The following is a 20,043-nucleotide window of genomic DNA, read 5'->3' on the forward strand; positions in this document are numbered from 1 at the left end:
GCTGTCCGGTCTGCAACCGGGCTCCCGTTCACCCTACTCTTGACTAACATGACTGATACCGTCCGCTCCGCCTCCCACGAGAATTTACTGCACGATGAATTGCGGGTGATCCGCAACCTGACTTTCGATGAAATTTCCGTAGGCGACAGCGCCAGCATGGAACGCACATTGAGCACCGAAGATATCCAGCTGTTTGCCGTCATGTCTGGCGACGTCAATCCCCAGCACCTCGATCCCGAATTCGCCGCGTCTACCCAGTTCCATGGCGTGATCGCCCACGGCATGTGGGGAGCGGCGCTGATTTCGGCCGTGCTGGGCACGCGCCTGCCCGGGCCAGGTACGGTATATCTGGCCCAGACCTTGCGTTTCTTGCATCCGGTGCGGGTGGGCGACACCTTGACCATCAGCGTCACGGTGACTGCGCGCGAGCCTGACAAGAAGCAACTCAGCTTGCGCTGCTCGTGTATCAACCAGGATGGCAAGATCGCGATCGAAGGCGATGCCGAGGTGATCGCGCCCGGCGAAAAGATCGTGTACCCCAGGACGACCTTGCCGGAAGTCCGCATCAGTTCCGGCGACAAGGTGCAACGGCTGCTTGAGCACGTGCGCCCGCTCAGCGCCATTCGGGTCGCGGTGGTACACCCCTGCGACGAACTGAGTCTGTCGGCCGCGCTGGACGCGCGCCAGGCGCGTCTGATCGAACCGTTGCTGATAGCGCCGCGCGCCAGACTCGAAGCGGTGGCCGCTGCTGCCGGCCTGGACCTGGCCGGCATCGCCATTGAAGATGTCCCGCACAGCCATGCGGCAGCGGCACGCGCTGCCGAAATGGCAGGCAAAGGCGAAGTCGAAGCTTTGATGAAGGGCAGCCTGCATACCGATGAATTGATGGAAGCTGTGTTGGCGGTATCCGCCGGACTGCGCACCAAGCGCCGCATCAGTCATTGCTATCTCATGCAAACCGCTGCCTACCCGCGCCCTTTCATCATCACCGATGCAGCCATCAATATCGAGCCGACGCTGGACGATAAAGTCGACATCGTGCGCAATGCCATCGACCTGGCGCATGTAATCGGCGTCGCCTGTCCGCGCGTAGCGATCCTGGCGGCGGTGGAAACGGTGAATCCAAGCATGCGGGCGACACTCGATGCCGCCGTACTGTGCAAGATGGCCGACCGCGGCCAGATATCCGGCGCCATCCTGGATGGTCCTTTGGCTTTCGACAATGCGGTCTCGGTCGCCGCCGCGCGCATCAAAGGCATCGTGTCGGAAGTCGCCGGCCGCGCCGACATCCTGGTAGTGCCGGATCTGGAAAGCGGCAACATGCTGGCCAAACAACTCGAGTACCTGAGCGGCGCCGCCAGCGCCGGCATCGTACTCGGCGCCAAAGTGCCGATCATCCTCACCAGCCGGGCCGATTCGCGCGAAACCCGCATCGCCTCTTGCGCCATCGCGCTGATGCTGGCGCACCATTATCGCGACCATCCCCAATGAATATGCCAGCCCAGCCCGTAATGCCGGCCGCCAGCAGCGGGGATTTCATCCTGGTGCTGAATTGCGGTTCGTCCAGCATCAAGTTTGCGCTGTTCGACCTGACTCATGCTACCCATGCACCGCTGCCGCGGCAGGCTGAATGGAAAGGCAAAGTCGAAGGCATCGGCGGCGCCAAGCCCGATTGTATCGAGACGGGCGGCGAACCTGAAGCACTGGCGCTGGACGCAAAACAGCCTTATCACTCCGCGCTGATGCATATTCGCGAGCGGGTTGGCGCGCATCTTGGTACTCGCCGCTTGTGCGCGGTTGCGCATCGCGTGGTGCACGGCGGCAGCAAGTATTCCGCACCGACCCGTATCGATGCGGCAGTGCTGGCGGATTTGAAGAATTACATTCCACTGGCTCCTTTGCATCAGCCGTTTGCGCTGGAAGCCATCGAAGTGCTGCTGGCCAGCCAGCCCGGCCTGCTGCAGGTCGCCTGTTTCGATACCGCCTTCCATCACACGCTGCCACATGTCGAACAAATGCTGCCGCTGCCATACGCGCTGTGGGAGCGCGGCTTGCGCCGCTATGGATTTCATGGCTTGTCCTACGAGTACCTGTCGGTGGCGCTGGACGAGCGTTTCGGCGTCGCGGCGCACGGCCGCGTCATTGCTGCCCACCTGGGTAGCGGCGCCAGCCTGTGCGCAATGCACGATCTGCGCAGCGTCGCCACCACGATGGGCTTTTCCGCCTTGGATGGGTTAATGATGGGCACCCGCTGCGGCTCACTCGACCCGGGCGCGCTAATTTACCTGATGGAAATCGAAAAATTAAGCCTGGAACAAGTAGCTCACCTGCTGTACCACGAGTCAGGCTTGCTTGGCGTCTCCGGCGTTTCCGCCGATCCGCCGAAACTATTCGCGCAAGAGCAGCGGGGCGATGCGGTCGGTGACCAGGTGCGCGCCGCGCTAGCCTTGTACGTGCGTCGCATCGTCCGCGAGATCGGCGCATTGGCTGCAGTGTTGGGCGGACTCGACTTGCTGGTGTTTACTGCCGGCGTCGGTGAACACAGTGCGGAGATGCGCAGCCGCATTTGCCGCGACCTGGCATTCCTGGGAGTGCATCTGGAAAGCGCCGCCAATCAGCGCAACGCACCGTTGATATCCGCACGCGATAGCAGGGTCGCGGTCGCGGTCGAGGCCACCAATGAAGAATGGATCGCAGCCCGGCACGCGCTGGCCATGCTTGGCTCTTAGCTGACGACGGCCTCGTCACTTATCCGTGCTGGCGTACGTTGCGCGTAAACATCCTCAATTTCAGAATGAAAATGCGCAAGCAAGGCATTGCGTTTGAGTTTGAGTGTCGGCGTCATCAGTCCGTTCAGCAAGGACCATGGTTCCATCGTAACCCGGACCACGCGCGGCACCGCATAGCCGGGGAAATGTTTGCTTGCCGCTTGAATTCTCTGCAAAACGGCAGTTTGTATTAATGCAGAATCCAGATTGGCGCTATCGCTGGCGTCAAGCTTAAGTTGCTGCAACAGCGCGTCCAGACCGCTACGGCTAAGTACCACAAAAGCGGCGATGAACGGACGGTTGTCGCCGATCACGAAGGCTTGCTCGAACAGCGGATCGGCCGTGATCGCCAATTCCAGATCCGCCGGCGCAATTTTCTCGCCGGTTGAAGTGACGATGATCTCCTTGATCCTGCCGATGATGCGAATGCGCCCACCTTCCAGCGCCGCCTGATCACCGGTACGCAGCCAGCCGTCGTCGGTCATTGCGTTGGCAGTATCTTCCGGGCGCTTCCAATATCCTGCCATGACCCCGCCGCCGCGCACCTGCAACTCGCTATTCTCGCCGATACGCACCCTGACGCCTTCCAGCGGCTTGCCAACCGTGGCCGGCCAATTGTCGGAAGGCGTATTGCAGGACACTACCGGCGATGTTTCTGTCATGCCGTATCCTTGCACCAAGGGCAAACCCAGTGCAAGAAAACATTCCGCCACCGCCTGCGACAGAGGTGCGCCGCCGCATACAGCTACACGCAGGCGCCCGCCGAACTGCGCCAGCACCTTGCGCGCTACCAGCAAGCGCAAAACAGGATACAGCAACGGATCCAGCCAATCCAGGAAGGCGCCATTGCAAGGCAACTGCTGGCTGCGGCAGAAACGCCGCCAGCCTGTCGCTTGCGCCAACCTAAAAAGACGTTGCGTCAAATGGCCGGATTCAGCAAGCATTTCCTGCATTTTCATGTGGGATCGCTCATAGATTCTCGGCACCGAGACCAGTACCGTCGGCCGTATCGTCGCCAGATCTTCCGGAATCTGCGCCACCGACCGCGCGTAGGCGACGCAACTGCCGGCCGCAACCGGCAGGTAATATCCGACAGTCCGTTCGAAAGTATGTGAGAGCGGCAGGAATGACAGGAACACATCGGACGAGCGCACCCCGACCCTTGCCATCACCGCCCGGATATTCGACAGTACATTGTGGTGGGTCAGCATGACCCCCTTAGGTTTGCCGGTGGTTCCCGACGTATAGACGATCGCCGCCAGGGCGTCGCCCGCCACCGGCGGCCTGCGTGTATTGCTTGGCAAGGCGCCGCCGGCCAGCCAGCTGGCTAAAGCAACCACCACGCCATGAACAGGAGCCGACGCGTAGTTATTGGCGAAATTTCCATCGTCCACCACCAGTACCAGCTTCAACAACGGCATGGCTTCGCCGACTGCGGCAATCGCCTCCCATTGCGCACGGGTCGACAGTACCAGCATCGAGGCATCGCAGTCCTTGATGATGTAGGCGATGCTGGCCGGATTGTCGAGCGCGTGCATCGGCACCGGAACCAGGCCCAGCGCCAGGCTCGCCTGGTCGATGCAGACGGCATCCAGACCATTCGGCAGCAACACGGCTACCCTTGCCCCGGACGGCAGACGCGATGCCGCAAGCGCGCTGCGCCAGATCCTGACGCGCTCGCCGATTTGCGCCCAGGTATGGGAGTGCCAGCGCCCTGCCTCTGAATTGAAGTGGCGGTATGCCTCGTTCTCCGGCGTCTCCCCGACCCGCCAGTCAAACAAATCCCCAAGCGTCGCCATTTGTTCCAGGCTAGCTGCAATAGCGGTTTTCATGAGATTTCCCGATCTTTTTTGTTGCTGCGCCCATGCAATAAGTCTAATTGCAACTCTTTCCGCTTGAGTTGATGTGGATCAAATTTTTCCGGCTAGCCATTGTTATGCTGAAGGCAGTCATTCTTGGAGGATCGCGCCATGCATGGACGTTCGTTATTTCCTGACGGAGCAAAAATGATCTCTTTCAGTTTGGCAGGACAGCTCGAAACCCAGTTGCAGCGGCGACGGAAATATATAGCTGCCACAATCCGCTCGCAACGGCGCCAGGCAGACTGTCCGGATCAGCATATACCTATTCGCCGCGCCGAACCCGGCGCCGACGCGATGGCGGGTTTGCTCAGCGATGCCGAAATTGCTTTGCTCCGCAACAAGCCGGCAGAGCCCAACAAAATCCAGGCCGCGCTGCAACGTATCAAGACGCACACGTACGGCAATTGCCTCGCATGCGGCGCAGCTATCGCACCGCAACGGCTACGCATACATCCGACGGCAGAACGTTGCCAGTCATGCCAGGCTGCGCTGGAAAGCAGTCAACGACAGGGCTTGGCGCCCAACTCCTGAATTCACTTTTCCAATTTCAGAAAGAAACAATAATGTCATTCAATCACGTTGTCGTATGGCTGGATCATGCGGAAGCACACGTCATCCATTTCAGCCGGGATGCAGCAGAGCGTGAACTCATCAAGACGCATTCGCAGCATGCGAATCGACATGCCCCGACAGGAAAATCCGGATTGGCTGATCCGGTAGAGCAGCTGCCCTATTTCAACGACATTGCGAATGCACTGAAGCATTCTCTTGAAGTTTTGATTGTGGGGCCCGGCCTGGAAAAAATGGCCTTCGTCAAACATTTGCTGAGGCACGAACACGAACTGGCAGAAAAGATCGTCAGCGTGGAAACCGTCGACCATCCCAGCGACGCGCAATTGCTGGCGTTTGCCCGTAAATATTTTATCAAGGCAGACCTTCTGCATTGATCAACCGGAGGGGTATCACATGGAATATAGAACCATACTTGTGCACGTGGATGAGTCCAGGCGTGCACATGAACAAATCAGGATCGCCGCCTTGCTTGCGCAAAAATACGATGCGCATCTGATCGGCGCCGCAGCGACCGGCGTTGCGCCGCAATTCTTCATGCCGGGAGTAATAGGAGAAAGCAACCTGGCTCTGCTCGGCCCCGCATTAAGCGAACTGCGCGAGCATGCGGCAAGCCTGCTGACGGAATTTGAATCGGCCGCCTGGAAGATGGACGTCAAGTCTTTCGAAAAACGCCTGATCGACGACGACGCCGGCACCGGCTTGGTTCTGCAGGCACGCTACAGCGACCTGGTGGTGATCGGCCAGGTCAATCCGGCTGACTACTCGCCGCTGCTACGTGCCGACTTCCAAGAGTATGTGCTGATGAATTCAGGCAGGCCGCTGCTGATCGTTCCCTATGCCGGGCATTTCCCTCAGATCGGCAACAGAGTGCTGCTTGCCTGGGACGGCAGCATGGAGGCGACACGCGCCGTCAGCGCATCGATTCCCTTGCTGCAACGGGCTGAGCTGGTCCAGGTGCTGGTGCTTGACAGCGGCAGGCAGACTGACGTCCACGGCGAACAGCCGGGTGCCGACATCGCTATTTATCTGGCGCGCCACGGTGTCAAACTCGAGGTATCGGACCAAAAGATGCCGGCCGATATCGATGTCGGCAACGCGCTCTTGTCGCACGCCGCCGATTTCGGCGCCGATCTGATCGTCATGGGCGGCTATGGCCACACCCGCTTCCGCGAAATCCTGCTGGGAGGAGTGACGCGCACTGTCCTGGCTTCGATGACGGTGCCGGTGTTGATCTCCCATTGAAGAAAACGCGTTGCCGGCCGCGGATGACTGGCAACGCGCTGCATGACGACAGCGGATCGACAGGAACCGCCAACGAAAATCTTCCCGCAACGACCGCCATTTCATGGTTGGAACCGCTCGCATTTGTATATCTCTTGCATAAGGTGTACATTCAGCAACATCATAGCGATATTGCGCGCCCTCTCGCGGGCGTACGTGCGGAATCGATAGCCAGCCAACCATCATTGCGGAGTTAGCCCACAACCATGAACACACCGTTTGCCAGAGTGGCATCGCCACTTTTGAACATTCCGGTATTGAAAGCCAGCTGCGCGGGATGCAGCTTGCACCAGCTATGCCTGCCGATGGGCCTGGACAATGCCGACATGAATCGTCTCGACCAGATCATCGGACGCGGACAACGAATCTTGCGCGACCAGCGTTTGTACCGGATGGGAGATCCGTTCAAGAGTCTTTATGCAATCCGCTTCGGGCATTTCAAAACTTGCCATATGAACAATGGCGGCGAGCAGCAGATTACCGGTTTCCAGATGGCCGGCGAACTGCTTGGCATGGATGCCATCAGTTCCGATCACCACCACTGCGATGCCGTGGCGCTGGAAGACAGCGAAGTCTGCGAGATTCCCTTTACCCGGCTGGAAGAACTATTCAGCCATATCCCGAACCTGCTGCATCATTTCCATCGGATCATGAGCCAGGAAATCACGCGCGATCAAAATGTCATGCTGTTGCTAGGGAATATGCGCGCAGAGCAGCGATTTGCCGCTTTCCTGGTCAACCTTTCCTCGCGCTACATGGCGCGCGGCTATTCCTCGACCAGCTTCCAATTGCGTATGTCGCGCGAGGATATCGGCAACTACCTTGGACTGACCATCGAAAGCATCAGCCGGCTCTTGTCCCACTTCAGGGCTCGCGGCTGGATCGCGGTCGACAAACGGGATTTGCAGATCCTCGATTTGACGAAATTGAAGGAACTGGCGCTTGGCGGCGAGTCGGGACGGATGGTAAAAAAAGATTGCAAACCGCCTGCCGGCCCCACTAATACCGAAACCTGAGCCAAGATCGTCAGCGTTGCTGCGATGGCTGCAAATCCAGGTGCAGCCACATGGTGCCATCGCGCTCCAGCGGCTTTACATCAAAACCGAGCTTTCTTACCAAATGCAGGATGCGCGTATTGTGCGGCAAAGCCTCGCCGACGATTTCAACGGTACCGTGGCGGCGGCAATACGCAATCAATTTCGCCATCAGCACCTGGCCCAGTCCCAGCCCTTTCAAATCGGAACGCACGATAACCGAAAATTCCGCCTGGATGTTGTCCGGATCCGCTACCACCCTGGCCACTCCCAGCGTTTCCGCGCTGCCGTCCGGCTGCTTCCTGGTTGCTATGAAAGCCATCTCACGGTCATAGTCGATCTGCGTAAAACGCGCCAATTGCGATGGCTGCAATGCGCGCATGCCGACAAACATCCGGTAGCGCACGTCTTCGGGATCGAGTGCGTTGAAAAATGCAATGTGCGCCTGGCCGTCTTCCGGTTTGATCGGTCGCAGCAACAGCGTCTCGCCCTGCCAGGAGATGGTTTCTTCCAATTCTTCCGGATAGGGACAGATTGCCAGACGCTGCAGACCATCGCCAACGGCGCCCGGCTGCAGTCGCCCATGCGCCTGCAGCGCCACCATGCATTTTCCGTCCGGCAGCGAGAAATGGATTTCAAGTTCGACCAGCTCTGGAACATCCGTCAGCAAATGGGATATCTTGACCAGGTTCCGGCAAATCCCGTCGATCTCCGGTTCAAGCCGCCGCGGCGCGCCGTCATTCGCCTCGGCTGCGCCGGCATGCATTACCGCGTGCATGACCATATCGTGCGCCAGCACCATGTTCAACGGCGGCAAACCTGCCGCTATGGCAGGGAGGTCGAATTTCCCGCCCTGTCCGAGCACAATGGCCGGACCGAATATGGGATCGCTGACGATACCGATTTTCAATACCGGCGCCGCCAGTTGCGCGCCGTCTGCGGGATGCACATCATTCACCGCAATGCCATATGCTGCCAGCAATGCGCCGGCGTCGGCTGGCGCCAGCACCAGCCGGTCGCCGGCCAAGGCAGCTGCGACAATTCTACGCGCAGCCGGCCGATCCGCGCCAAGGTCGGGCGATATGGTCGGCGGTACTTGCATCAGCAGATGTTGATTGCGTCGAAAATCCGCCATCTGCATGAAGCCGCGCACAGCGGCTTCCGGCGTCCCGTAGGTGGCGATGCCCGCATCCGCGAAAATACGCCGTGCCGGCTCCAGCGCGGCGCCGCCCAGCCAGCAAACGAGAATATTGTGCGCTCCCTGCCTGGCCAGCGGCATGATGGCATTGGCAATGTCGACACATGATGCGCTGGCACTTGGCGCGTGAATGGCAAGCAAGGCGTCCGCCCCGGAGTCGGCTGCCACCTCCTCCAGCACCTGTCCGTACAGCGACGCAGATGCATTGGCCGGCAATGCGATCGGAGCGCTGCACGCCGCATGCATTGGCAGGAGCTGGTTGAGCTTGCCCAAGGTCTGGTCCGACAACGTCGCCGGCTTTCCCCCGCCCCGTAGCAAGGCGTCGCCTGCCATCAGCCCGGGTCCGCGGCCGTTGCCGATAATTGTCAGCCGGCCATTGCCAAACGGGCGGACTTGCGACAAGGTCTCCACCGCACTGAATAAATCCTCGGTAGAGAAGACCCGCAACATGCCTGCCCGCCGGATCGCCGCATCCAACACCGCATCCGGTAGGCCGCCGCCGCACTGGCCAGTCCTGAGTATCAGCGTCGGTTTGTTGCGTGCGGCTGCACGTGCGGCCGACATGAATTTACGGGCATGCGGAATATCTTCGATACATAACAATATTGCCCGCGTGTCGCTATCGCCGGCCAGGTAATCGAGCATGTCGCCGGCATCGACATCGGCGCCATCGCCCAGCGCAATCACTTTGGAAAAACCGATACCTTGCGATCTTGCCCAATCGAGCATGCCCGCGGCCAGCGTTCCGGATTGGGCGAGCAGCGCAATCCGTCCCTGCAGCGCCCCGGCTGCAACCAGGCTGGCATTGAGCCCAAGCCCAGGAAGCAAAATACCGGCCGAGCCGGGGCCGAGAATACGCAGCAAATGGGGGCGCGCCGTTTCCAGCACGGCTGCCTGCAATTTACCGCCGCCGGCTTCTTCGCTTAACACGATCGCCGCTTTGGTCCCCAAGCGGCCTAGCTGGGCGACGATCCTGGGTATGGTTGACGACGGCGTGCAAATGACCGCCAGTTCAGGCGCGGCCGGTAATTCAGCGAGATCGTGATAAGTCTTGAGCCCCTCCAGCAAGGCGTACTTCGGATTGACCGGAAAGATGCTTCCTTTAAAACCGCCTTGCACCAGGTGCCGAAGCACAAACGTCCCCATGCTTTGCGTCTTTTCAGATGCGCCGATGACCGCGATCGATCGCGGCGCGAAAAAAAACTGCAGGTTTCTTGCACTCATCGCTCGTTCTCAAGGTGATTCGCTGACACAATGTTAACTGCGTGCTCTCAGTAAATCGGCGACAGCAACAGCTGTCGGTTTGGCCATATCGATCCGGTTACTCGAATGGAGAATAGTGTTGCAGCTGACAATACGATCGACACCGGCCACCTGGAGCGCGATATAGCCGTCGCCGGCAAACAGAGGATGCACGGCAATGCATACCGGCGGCGCCATGCCCGCAGCGTTGATCTGCTTGACCGCGGCGACCATGGTGCGGGCGGTGGAAACAATATCGTCCATCAATACCGGTGTCCTGCCTTCCCAGTCCGCCACCAGCGGAACCGAGACTTCCACCTCGCGATCGCCGCGCCGTTTCTTTTGCAACACCGTATACGGACATCCGACCGCGTTGGCCACGGCGGCAACCCATTGTTCGCTTTCAGCATCGGGGCCGATAATGAAGGGAAGCTGTACATTTCCGGTAATCCATTTTGCCAGCTCAGGGGCCGCATGCACCACCCGGCTCGGGACCGAGTAGATTTCGGACAACTCGCGATGCCGGTGCAGATGCGGATCAACCGTCACCAGCCAGTCGCAGCAGCTGGAAATCAAGCGCGCGAAATGCGCTGAAGTTACCCCTTCCTCCTCCATGAAGCGCGCGTCCTGCCGCATGTAAGGCAAGTAAGGAATGACGAAACCGACGCTACGGGCTCCCAGCTCGCGGGCCACGCAACCGGCAAGATACAGCGCCATGATTTTTCCATCTGGCCGCTCCAGCGCGCAGGCCAGCACTACGTCGCGCCCCGCGACCGAAGTCATGAAGCGAGGGCAAGACTCGCCATCGGGAAAATGATGCATGTCCATGACACCGGTCTCGGCAGGCAAGTAACTGCGCAGCTGCGAGGCGAAGCCGTCGTTGCCCGGCATGGTAAAAAATACGGGTTTCATCAAACCTCCAGTAAAGAAACTAAATTTTCCTGCGCCTCGGCGTAGGCCCGTGCATAAGCCAGCTCTCCCGGCGACTCGGCATGAATGGTCAACAACGGTTGCCCGACCTCGACCCGCATGCCCAGCGGAGCCTGGAAAACAATTCCTGCGGCAGGCGCCTTCGGTGCGCCCGCAAGTTTGGCAATGCTGGCCAATCTTCGGTTATCGATCGCCACCACCCTGCCTCGATGCAGGGACAGGACGGGATGGGTGTATGTGGCCTGAGGCGGTATCCGCATGCCGCCCTGGGCTTCGCAGATCGCCTGGAATTTCCGCCAGGCGGCGCCGCTATCGAGTACATTGGCAGCCAGCGCCATGCCCTGGCCGGCTTCAGCCTTACCTCCCAGTTCAAGCACGCTGGCGGTCAGCACCAGGGCTCGCTCGCGCAGATCTTGCGGCGCATCGGCTGCGTTCTGCAAGATCGCGAGCACATCGCGCGCCTCCAGAGCCGGGCCGATGCCACGCCCTATCGGCTGCCTACCGTCGGTCATGACCGGCTTGACCGCAATGCCCAGTGCGGCGCCGACCTTGACCAGCCGTTCAGCCAATGCTTGCGCGGCTTCCGGCGACCTGACCTTGGCGGTTAGTCCGACTGGCAAGTCGATCACGACATGGGTCGATCCTGCGGCGATTTTCTTGGACAAAACGGAAGCGACCAGCAGGCCGTCGCTGTCCAGGTCTAGCGGATGTTCCACCCGTATCAGCAGGTCGTCGGCAGGACTCAGGCTGACGGCGCCACCCCAGGCGATGCAACCGTTTTCGCGCTCGACCACATGGCGCATGCCGGCAATATCCAGCGCTACCGGCGCCAGGGTTTCCATGGTATCGGCGGTACCGGCTGGCGAAGTGATGGCGCGCGAGGAGGTTTTAGGAATAGTCAAGCCGCAGGCGGCGACGATGGGCACGATCAATAAGGTGGTGCGGTTGCCAGGCAAGCCGCCGACGCAATGCTTGTCGACCACGATGTCGGCATCCCATTGCAGCCGCTGCCCTACCTTGACCATCGCATCGGTCAACGCTATCGTTTCGGTCAGGTCCAGGCGGCTGCCGGAACAGGCCGTGATCAAGGCCGCCATTTCGATATGCGAATAACGACCGGCAACGATATCGTGCACGATGGCATTGACGCCATCGGAAGTAAAAGGGCGGCCATAGATTTTCGCCCGCACCGATGAAAATGACTGCACTGGCGCCGGGTGTGCTATCCGCACCAGGTCGCCATCAGCGCCGCCGAGCGCGCGCCAGGCCGCTTCCGACAATCCGACCTCCTGCATGGCAATCATCGGGAAATGTACGACATTGAGAGTAGCGATGATATGCCGGTCGCCACGCCACACTTCGACCCGAGAGTGCGCTTCGAATCCCTCCGATTTGCAGATATCGCAATCGCTGCGCATGTATGCAACCAATTCCTGGTAAGTATCGATGCCGACGCGCCGCATCCGCAAACCGCCTGCCACAGGTCCGCAGCTTGCCTGCGCCGGCACGGGCTTGTGATAAATCGGCTTGTGATCGATCGACTTGCGATAATTGCGGTCGCTCATGGCAACTCCACGCTTTCCAGGTAATCAGGCACCCGGCAAGGCCAATGCAATTTTTCTTCGATCCGCCTGCGCAATGCATCCGCCGCCGCCGGCTCGCCATGCGTGATGAACGTTTGCTTGGGAGGCTTCGAAAAATGCGACAGCCAGTCGAGTATCTCGTCGGCGTCGGCATGCGCCGACATATTGTCGATCTGGCTTACCTGCGCACGCAGCCGCACATACTCGCCGTGGATCTTGATCGCATCGGCGCCGGCAATCATGGCGGCGCCGCGTGTGCCGCCTGCCTGGAAACCGACGAACAGGATGGTATTGCGCGGATCGGGGGCGAAAGCCTTCAAATGATGCAAAACCCGCCCTCCTGTCGCCATGCCGCTGGCCGCGATAATGACCATCGGCTGCTGCCTTTGATTCAAGGCAATCGACTCCTCTACACTGTTGACAATCTTGGCCGTGCTGAACATGGCCTCGCATTGCTGGTAATCGAGCCGGTGGTCTTGCCTGTGCTTGTGATAAATCTCGGTGGCATTGACCGCCATCGGACTGTTCAGGTAGATCGGCAGCGCTGCCGCAATATCGCCACTGGCCTTGAGCAGATGAATGGCATAGAGCAGGGCCTGGGCGCGCCCTACCGCAAAAGACGGAATGACGGTTACTCCGCCGCGAGCGGCGGTATCGCGTATCGTCTTGCCCAGCAAGATGGCGGGGTCGGCAGTATCGTGGCGGCGATCGCCGTAGGTCGATTCAAGCACCAGATAGTCGGTCTTTTCGATCAGAGACGGTGGCAACATGATCAAATCATTGGGCCGCCCCAGGTCTCCGGAAAACGTGATGGTCGTCTCTGCGCTTCGCAACGATACGATGGCCGCTCCCAGGATATGGCCGGCACGGTGCAAATGCGCGCTGAGGCCTGCGCATACCTGAAAATCGGTATCGAACCGGACCGGGGAAAAAAAGGCAAGCGATCGTACCGCGTCGGCTTCCGAATACAATGGCAGGGCGGGACTGTGTTTGGAGAAGCCGTGACGATTCGCATAGCTGGCCTCCTCTTCCTGCAGATGGCCGCTGTCTGGAAGCAGAATCTTGCACAGTTCGAAAGTCGCCTCGCTACAGTAGATCTTCCCCTTGAAGCCGTTCTTGACCAGTAGCGGCAGATAGCCGCTATGGTCGAGATGCGCATGGGTCAGGATCACTGCATCCAGCTCCGACGGCTGCAGCGGCAGGCGTTCCCAGTTACGCAGGCGCAATTGCTTATATCCCTGGAACAGGCCGCAATCTACCAGTACTTTCGCTGAACCGGCGCTGAGCAGGTATTTTGAACCTGTCACGGTCCCGGTGGCGCCCAAAAATTGGATGTTCATATTTGATTTCTTCTATGGGTTCAGACACGGATCAATTCTTTGCCGGCACTGTCGGCATCCTCGCTGCCAGATTCAGGATGCGAAGATCGCAATTCTTCATGCAATAGCGAGATTTCCCTGCGCAGCATGCGCATGTCCGCGTGCAGCTCGCGTTCCAGCCGTTTCTCATCCTCGCCCACCAGCATTGCCGATATGCTCGCGGTGACAACCGAAAACAAGGCATAGCCCAGCAATACGATAAAGGCAGCGAAAATCCTGGAGGCTGGCGTGGACGGGACCAGGTCGCCATAGCCAACCGTCGCCCCTGTAATGAATGCCAGCCAGACCCCGTCGGCATAGCTATGGACGCGCGGTTCCAGCCAGAAGAAACCGGCTCCGGCCACAGCCAGTACCGCGATGGCGAGCGCCACCACATGCAGCAGCCGGCGTGGCACCACGTAGGCTCCCAACAGCATCGACAAACGCAGGAAAACGATAGCGCAATAAGCCATCCGCAAAATCCATTCGGCCACGGACCATGGCGGATTGCTTGGCCAGGCGCTGAGCACCGCTCCGGAAAAAATCACCAGATTCAATGCCACCACGCCGTCATGCCAGCCATGGGCCCTGGTCCGTATCAGCAGATCGGCGGCAACCATGGCAGCGACGGCTGCATACAGCCCGCTGCCGACATGGCGATAGAACAGCTCCGGCCCTGCCAGCACCAGGTAGAAAGCGGGAATCGACAGGAGTAATGCCCCTGGCATCAATATTTTCAGTGGCCAGGGCAGTATTGAATTTTTCATGCGATTTCCATCAGCAGCTACGCGCAGCGGCACAAGTAACGATGTTTCAGACATATTGACGGAGATCGCCGGCGGCAATTTGCGCTGGATCAAAAATACGCTGGAATTTCAGAAGCAGCCTAGGGCCTGCCTCGGGTCGCGGCGGCGTGTTTGATCTATGTCAACTATCCCGGCAATTGCGCTTGCCGGCTTGCGCCCAAGACATACAATGATAGTCAAGGCATGAACGCCTAAGGCGTCATCAGGCCGTTCATATCGACACTTGCCACGAACCGGCGATCGCCCGCATTTCCTTTGTTGAGAAACATCATGGCCATATACAAGAAGATCCTGCTTGCTGTCGATGGCAGCCCCACGTCCGCCCAAGCGCTGATGCAGATCGCCAACTTCGCAGCGCCCGACACCACGGTGCGTGTGGTGCATGTGGTGGAAGATCCGCTTACCACCTATCCGATGATCAATGACGATTTCACCTATATCGAACTGTTGCGTGAAGTAAGCTTGACTGAAGGTAAAAAAATACTGGCGACGGCAGAAGCTGACTTGCAGTCGCAAGGTTATACAGTGCAAACCAGCCTGCTCGACCTGCGTGGCATGGACTGCGACATTCCCGGAGCCATCAAGGCGGAAGGTGAAAAATGGGGGGCCGACCTGACAGTGCTGGGCACCCACGGGCGGCGCGGGGTACGACGCCTGCTGATGGGCAGCGTTGCCGAGCATTTCGTGCGCATTTCAGAGCGCCCGGTGCTATTGGTGCACGCCAATGAGCAAGCGTCCAAAAAACCGGAGCAGGCAACTCCTGCGGCGAAGGAGTGAAACCATCATGCTGAAGCGTATCCTGGTCGCGATAGATGGCAGCGAACTTGCGCAGAACGCCTTGCGGCAGGCCTGCTTATTGGCAAAGACGCAAGGTTGCGAGGTTCGCGCGCTGTATGTCAATGTCGACCCGCTACTCTCCTTTCCTCTGCTTGGCGTCGTATATTTCCAGCGCGAGCAGATGCTGCAGGCGGCAGCCGAGCAAGCCATCAACCTCAGGAAGGCCGCCTTGCACATTTTCGACGATTTCGGCCTCCGCGGCGAGGTACAGATATTGGATCTGCAAGAGCGCGGCAAACGGGTGGCAGACCTCATCCGGGAAGTGGCGAAACGGTGGGACGCCAGTGTGGTCGTGATGGGATCGCATGGCTTGCAAGGCATGCAACGGCTCATGCTGGGCAGCGTTGCCGAACACTATCTGCGTATTGCCGACCGTCCGGTAATGATCATCAAATCCTGACGACGGGAGCGGCGTCGGCCGAACCGCAATGACACTGCCGGCTGACCTTGTCGCACCATTGGCGGTCGCCGCCGGCATTGGCCTGCTGATCGGCGCCGAACGCGAGCGCCGCAAAGGTGATGGCCCGACGCGTAGTCCTGCCGGCATTCGTACTTTCACGCTAGTCTCCCTATTGGGCTCTATGAGCATGCTGCTCGATAGCGCTCTATTGCTGGTGGCCCTGACCCTTGCCGTGGCGGCACTTCTTGCCGTTGCCTATTTCAAGCAATCTCATGACGACCCCGGCTTAACCACTGAAACGGCATTGATCCTGACGCTGCTGCTGGGCGCCTTGGCTGTGCGGGAAATCCAGCTGGCGGCAGCGCTGAGCGTGTTGGTGGCCATCGTGCTGGCGGCCCGGGACAGATTGCATCATTTTGCGCGTTCCATTCTCAGCCAGAGAGAATGGAACAATGCACTAGTCTTGGGCGCCGCTGTTTTCGTATTGTGGCCGCTCATGCCGGATCGAACCATCGATCCTTACGGGGTGCTCAATCTGCATACGATCTGGCGCTTCGTCATATTGATGCTGCTCATCGGCGCATTGGGCCACATTACGCAAAGAGTGCTCGGAGCGAGACTCGGTTTGCCGCTGACCGGCCTGTTTTCCGGCTTCGTGTCGAGCATTGCCACCATAGGCGCAATGGGCGTTCGCGTCACCCAGGCGCCGGATCAGCTAAATGCCGCAGCCACCGGCGCGGTATTGTCTACGGTATCGACACTATTGCAGTTGGCGATAGTGATCGCGGCAACCCACCGGCCTACCCTTCTGGCGCTAGCTTTGCCCTTAGCCTGCGGACTGGTTGCGGCATTGCTTTATGCAGCGCTGATGATAGCCTTGTCGGCGCATTCCCAGCCTGGCCCCGCGCTGCAACTCGGCAGCCCGTTCGATATGAAAGGCGCCCTGCTGCTGTCACTCATCATTTCCGGCATTCTGCTGATGTCGGGCGCTTTCTCATCCTGGTTTGGCAGCAACGGTATCCTATTAGCATCTTTTATAGGCGGATTTGCCGACGCGCACTCGGTCGCAGTTTCAGCGGCATCCTTGGCCGCCCAGGGAAAAATCAGCAGCCACGCTGCCGCCGCACCGATACTCGCCGGATTGACCGCCAATAGCCTTTCCAAGTGCGTGGTAGCCTTGACCAGCGGTAATCGGGATTTTGCGAAGCGGGTGATCCCCGGCCTGTTCCTGGTGACCTTTATGGCCTGGGCCGGCCTGGCACTGAGTTGAGCAAACTGGCAGGTGGCATGTGAAACAATCGTCAACATCCAGGAATACGCTTGCCGAATCGCTCAATCTCATGGGCGCATCGCCATTCCTGATCGGAACACAGTGAAATCTTGATCGTTGGCAACTGCGCTCCCGAAAACCCGCGAATCTTTGATCGAAATCAACGTCAGGCCTGCTTATATCGCCTACGATCGGCTGGCATTTTTATCTTATCAAAGGTTTGCCAAATGATTCCCATCCGCTTGCCCGATCCGGTATCGCCGTCAGCCGCCATGCCACACCGTAAAGTCATCCGCTCATGGCTGCTGCCTGTCGTACAGCGCAGCACGAGCCGCGCGCTGGCATTGGTCCTGCTTGACCTGCTTTTGTTTTCGCTGGCGATCGTCGCCACCGTCTGGTTGCAGAACATTGCGGCCAAATTATTACTCGGCATGGTCGCCGGCTTCATCATCGGCCGCCTGTTCATTCTCGGCCACGATGCCTGCCATCAAAGCTTTACGCCGCACCGGCGCCTCAATCGCTGGCTCGGCCGCCTGGTTTTCCTGCCGTCGCTGACGCCATACAGCCTGTGGGATGTCGGCCATAACGTAGTGCATCACGGCTACACCAACCTGAAAGGTTTCGACTTTGTCTGGCATCCGCTGTCGCTGGAGGAATTCCAGGCCCTGCCGCGCTGGCGCCAATGGCTGGAGCGTTTCTATCGCAGCGGCTGGGGCCCCTGGCTGTACTACCTGGTTGAAATGTGGTGGCAACGCATGTATTTCCCCAGCAGCAAGACAATGCCGACCCGGCGTCCGGTATTCGTCTGGGATGGCGTGCTGGTCACGCTTGCAGCGACGTTCTGGATTGCCGCGCTCAGCATTGCCGCGATCTCGACCGGGCAGTCGGTGTGGCTGACCTTGCTGGCCGGCTTTGCGTTGCCGTTCCTGTTCTGGAATGCGATGATCGGCTTTGTGGTCTATGTTCACCATACCCATGCCGGCGTCGCCTGGTATGACCAGAAAACCGTGTGGGCGGCGGCGCAGCCATTTGTCTCTACTACGGTGCACCTGACGTTTCGCTATCGCATCGGCGCGCTCTTGCATCACATCATGGAGCACACCGCACACCACGTCGATATGAGCATCCCGCTCTATCGCCTGAAAAAAGCACAGCAGATCCTGGAGGTCATGCTGCCGTCGCGCATAGTGATCCAGAAATTCTCCTGGCGCTGGTATTTTGATACGGCGCGCCGTTGCAAACTCTACGATTTTCAGCGCCGCTGCTGGACCGATTTTTCCGGCTTACCCACCAGCGCGTCGGTAAACGTGACCTGATCCAGCCTGGAATACTGCCATCAGGCGATGTCTGGCGTTAAAATAGCGTGTTGCGGCAAGCTGCAATGCCCTATCTTCTACCGGACTTCGCCATGCACCAGCCTTCCACCCACACAGCGCCGTTGCTCGACCTCGCCGCCCTGCGCAACAGTTGCTCCTCATGCGGCATGGATCAGCTGTGCTTGCCAATGGGACTGGATGAGTCCGACATGCTGCGTCTGGACAACATCATCGGCCGCCGCCGTGTGCGCCGGGACGACACCCTGTATCGGATCGGCGACAAGTTCGCCTCGCTGTATGCGGTGCGGGTAGGACAGTTCAAGACCTATCAAGCCAATCCTGACGGCGCCCGGCAAATCACCGGCTTCCAGATGAGCGGCGAGTTGCTGGGCATGGATGCGATCAGTACTGACAGCCATCAATGCGATGCGGTGGCCATGGAGGACAGCGAGGTATGCGACATTCCGTTCGCCCGGCTGGAACAGCTGTTCGGCGATATCCCGACGCTGCTACGGCATTTCCACCGCATCATGAGTAAGGAAATCACGCGCGAGCAAAGCGTGATTCTGTTGCTCGGCAATATGCGTGCCGAGCAGCGTTTTGCGGCGTTCCTGGTAAATCTGTCGTCGCGCTACGCCGCGCGCGGCTATTCAGCGACCAACTTCCAGTTACGTATGACGCGCGAGGATATCGGCAATTATCTTGGCTTGACGATCGAAAGCATCAGCCGCCTGCTGTCCAAGCTCAAGAAGGACGGCATACTGAAGGTCAGCAAACGGGATATCGAACTGGTCGATTTCCCGGCATTGAAAATATTGGCGATGGGCGCCGACGCCTGCAACTGAGACTAGGGCGTGTTGCCATATGATTTGGGAGTGCGAACGCGCGGCAGGCGTTGCATGGCTTGCCAGCACACGTTCTGGTTTGAACGCATCTCCCAAATCATATGGCAATACGCCCTAAGCTGCTCAATCGTCTGCCGGCTTCATGGCCAGCGGATTCAATTCCACGCTGCGTTGCCGCGGCCAGTTCCAGGTAGCATGCAGGCGCCAGTCGTCCTGTGCGTTTTCAATCAGGATCTGCCAGCGTGCCATCTCCAGCAACGGCAGGCGCACCGAGAAATTTCCTTGCGCGTCCGGCAATACGAACAAGTCGATATCTTTTTCAGGCAAAGTCGAATGGATCAGGCGCAACCGCAAGCGCTGATCCGTTGCCGGCGCCGTGCGTTGATCAGATTGGCCAGCTTGGCCAGCGATATTTTGCAGTTTGCCGCTGAGCGTGCCCTGCATGGCGTCGTAGCGCAGACTGCCGGCGATGCCGCGCCGTATCGCCTCCTCATCGCGCCGCAGATCCTGATTGATCGCATTGCCCTCTTTGTAATAGTCGTCTTCCACCAGCGCATCTTGCCGGGAAAATGCCAGCCAGCCGGTATAACTGGCCGCCACGACAACCACCAGCGGGCCCAGTATCAGAAACCATGGCCAGCGCTGGGCGTACCACGGCGTAGAGACAGGAGATAGCCTGGTCATTGAATGTGTTTGGTTTTTCATGATTATCCTGTTCGTCTCGTGTCATGCATGCGGGT

18 protein-coding genes are annotated in these 20,043 nt (G+C 59.2%); 11 read left to right on the top strand and 7 right to left on the bottom strand.

Going from position 1 to position 20,043, the window contains the following annotated elements:
- The first annotated feature begins 48 nt into the window (after window positions 1-48).
- Entirely contained in the window at window positions 49-1,491 is a 1,443-nt protein-coding gene (locus BLV81_RS04335) for a bifunctional enoyl-CoA hydratase/phosphate acetyltransferase (protein WP_092352775.1), read from the top strand.
- Window positions 1,488-2,729, top strand: a complete 1,242-nt coding sequence (locus BLV81_RS04340) for an acetate/propionate family kinase (RefSeq protein WP_369823803.1) — start codon at window positions 1,488-1,490, stop codon at window positions 2,727-2,729. The genes BLV81_RS04335 and BLV81_RS04340 overlap by 4 nt, the downstream gene beginning before the upstream one ends.
- Here the strand turns inward: BLV81_RS04340 and BLV81_RS04345 are convergent.
- Window positions 2,726-4,600: an AMP-dependent synthetase/ligase gene (locus tag BLV81_RS04345; RefSeq protein ID WP_092352777.1), complete on the bottom strand. Its 1,875-nt coding sequence runs from the start codon at window positions 4,598-4,600 to the stop codon at window positions 2,726-2,728. The genes BLV81_RS04340 and BLV81_RS04345 overlap by 4 nt on opposite strands.
- Before the next feature lie 174 nt (window positions 4,601-4,774).
- On the opposite strand from BLV81_RS04345, the gene BLV81_RS24405 reads away from it, so the two are divergent.
- The 4 genes from BLV81_RS24405 to fnr (BLV81_RS04370) all read left to right on the top strand — a co-directional run bounded on the left by BLV81_RS24405 (window position 4,775) and on the right by fnr (BLV81_RS04370) (window position 7,500).
- Window positions 4,775-5,161, top strand: a complete 387-nt coding sequence (locus BLV81_RS24405; protein WP_176992739.1) for a TraR/DksA family transcriptional regulator — start codon at window positions 4,775-4,777, stop codon at window positions 5,159-5,161.
- Window positions 5,044-5,577, top strand: a complete 534-nt coding sequence (locus BLV81_RS04355) for a translational machinery protein (protein WP_255364945.1) — start codon at window positions 5,044-5,046, stop codon at window positions 5,575-5,577. The genes BLV81_RS24405 and BLV81_RS04355 overlap by 118 nt, the downstream gene beginning before the upstream one ends.
- Before the next feature lie 19 nt (window positions 5,578-5,596).
- The gene (locus BLV81_RS04360) at window positions 5,597-6,445 is read left to right on the top strand and encodes a universal stress protein (protein ID WP_092352783.1); all 849 of its coding nucleotides are present in this window, start codon (window positions 5,597-5,599) and stop codon (window positions 6,443-6,445) included.
- A 245-nt stretch (window positions 6,446-6,690) separates the two neighbouring features.
- Window positions 6,691-7,500: a fumarate/nitrate reduction transcriptional regulator Fnr gene (fnr, locus tag BLV81_RS04370; RefSeq protein ID WP_092352787.1), complete on the top strand. Its 810-nt coding sequence runs from the start codon at window positions 6,691-6,693 to the stop codon at window positions 7,498-7,500.
- A gap of 10 nt (window positions 7,501-7,510) precedes the next feature.
- Here fnr (BLV81_RS04370) and BLV81_RS04375 read toward each other — a convergent pair whose 3' ends face one another.
- From BLV81_RS04375 to BLV81_RS04395, 5 genes are all read right to left on the bottom strand, one after another.
- Window positions 7,511-9,940, bottom strand: a complete 2,430-nt coding sequence (locus BLV81_RS04375) for a bifunctional acetate--CoA ligase family protein/GNAT family N-acetyltransferase (RefSeq protein ID WP_092352789.1) — start codon at window positions 9,938-9,940, stop codon at window positions 7,511-7,513.
- A gap of 33 nt (window positions 9,941-9,973) precedes the next feature.
- Window positions 9,974-10,870, bottom strand: coding sequence for a ribose-phosphate pyrophosphokinase (locus BLV81_RS04380; protein WP_092352791.1), 897 nt, complete (start codon window positions 10,868-10,870; stop codon window positions 9,974-9,976).
- Window positions 10,870-12,351 (bottom strand): thymidine phosphorylase family protein, encoded by a 1,482-nt coding sequence (locus tag BLV81_RS04385; protein WP_255364956.1) that lies wholly within the window; start codon window positions 12,349-12,351, stop codon window positions 10,870-10,872. The genes BLV81_RS04380 and BLV81_RS04385 overlap by 1 nt, the downstream gene beginning before the upstream one ends.
- A gap of 98 nt (window positions 12,352-12,449) precedes the next feature.
- Window positions 12,450-13,811, bottom strand: coding sequence for an MBL fold metallo-hydrolase RNA specificity domain-containing protein (locus BLV81_RS04390; protein WP_092352795.1), 1,362 nt, complete (start codon window positions 13,809-13,811; stop codon window positions 12,450-12,452).
- A 20-nt stretch (window positions 13,812-13,831) separates the two neighbouring features.
- A complete protein-coding gene (locus BLV81_RS04395; protein WP_176992740.1) occupies window positions 13,832-14,596 on the bottom strand; it encodes a potassium channel family protein in 765 nt (254 codons plus the stop codon).
- A 309-nt stretch (window positions 14,597-14,905) separates the two neighbouring features.
- On the opposite strand from BLV81_RS04395, the gene BLV81_RS04400 reads away from it, so the two are divergent.
- The 5 genes from BLV81_RS04400 (at window position 14,906) to fnr (BLV81_RS04420) (ending at window position 19,303) form a co-directional block, all read left to right on the top strand.
- Window positions 14,906-15,412, top strand: a complete 507-nt coding sequence (locus BLV81_RS04400; RefSeq protein WP_092352799.1) for a universal stress protein — start codon at window positions 14,906-14,908, stop codon at window positions 15,410-15,412.
- Window positions 15,413-15,419: 7 nt separating this feature from the next.
- Window positions 15,420-15,872: a universal stress protein gene (locus BLV81_RS04405; protein ID WP_176992741.1), complete on the top strand. Its 453-nt coding sequence runs from the start codon at window positions 15,420-15,422 to the stop codon at window positions 15,870-15,872.
- 28 nt (window positions 15,873-15,900) lie between these two features.
- A complete protein-coding gene (locus BLV81_RS04410) occupies window positions 15,901-17,142 on the top strand; it encodes an MgtC/SapB family protein (protein WP_092352803.1) in 1,242 nt (413 codons plus the stop codon).
- Between the two features lie 227 nt (window positions 17,143-17,369).
- Window positions 17,370-18,458 carry a fatty acid desaturase gene (locus BLV81_RS04415; protein WP_255364947.1) on the top strand — a complete coding sequence of 363 codons (1,089 nt, stop codon included), beginning with the start codon at window positions 17,370-17,372 and terminating at the stop codon, window positions 18,456-18,458.
- 92 nt (window positions 18,459-18,550) lie between these two features.
- On the top strand, window positions 18,551-19,303 hold the full coding sequence (gene fnr, locus BLV81_RS04420; RefSeq protein WP_092352805.1) for a fumarate/nitrate reduction transcriptional regulator Fnr: 753 nt from the start codon (window positions 18,551-18,553) through the stop codon (window positions 19,301-19,303).
- Between the two features lie 123 nt (window positions 19,304-19,426).
- Here fnr (BLV81_RS04420) and BLV81_RS04425 read toward each other — a convergent pair whose 3' ends face one another.
- On the bottom strand, window positions 19,427-20,008 hold the full coding sequence (locus tag BLV81_RS04425) for a FixH family protein (RefSeq protein ID WP_255364948.1): 582 nt from the start codon (window positions 20,006-20,008) through the stop codon (window positions 19,427-19,429).
- Window positions 20,009-20,043: the final 35 nt, after the last annotated feature.

Source organism: Collimonas sp. OK242 (assembly GCF_900107095.1).
GTDB lineage: Bacteria > Pseudomonadota > Gammaproteobacteria > Burkholderiales > Burkholderiaceae_D > Collimonas.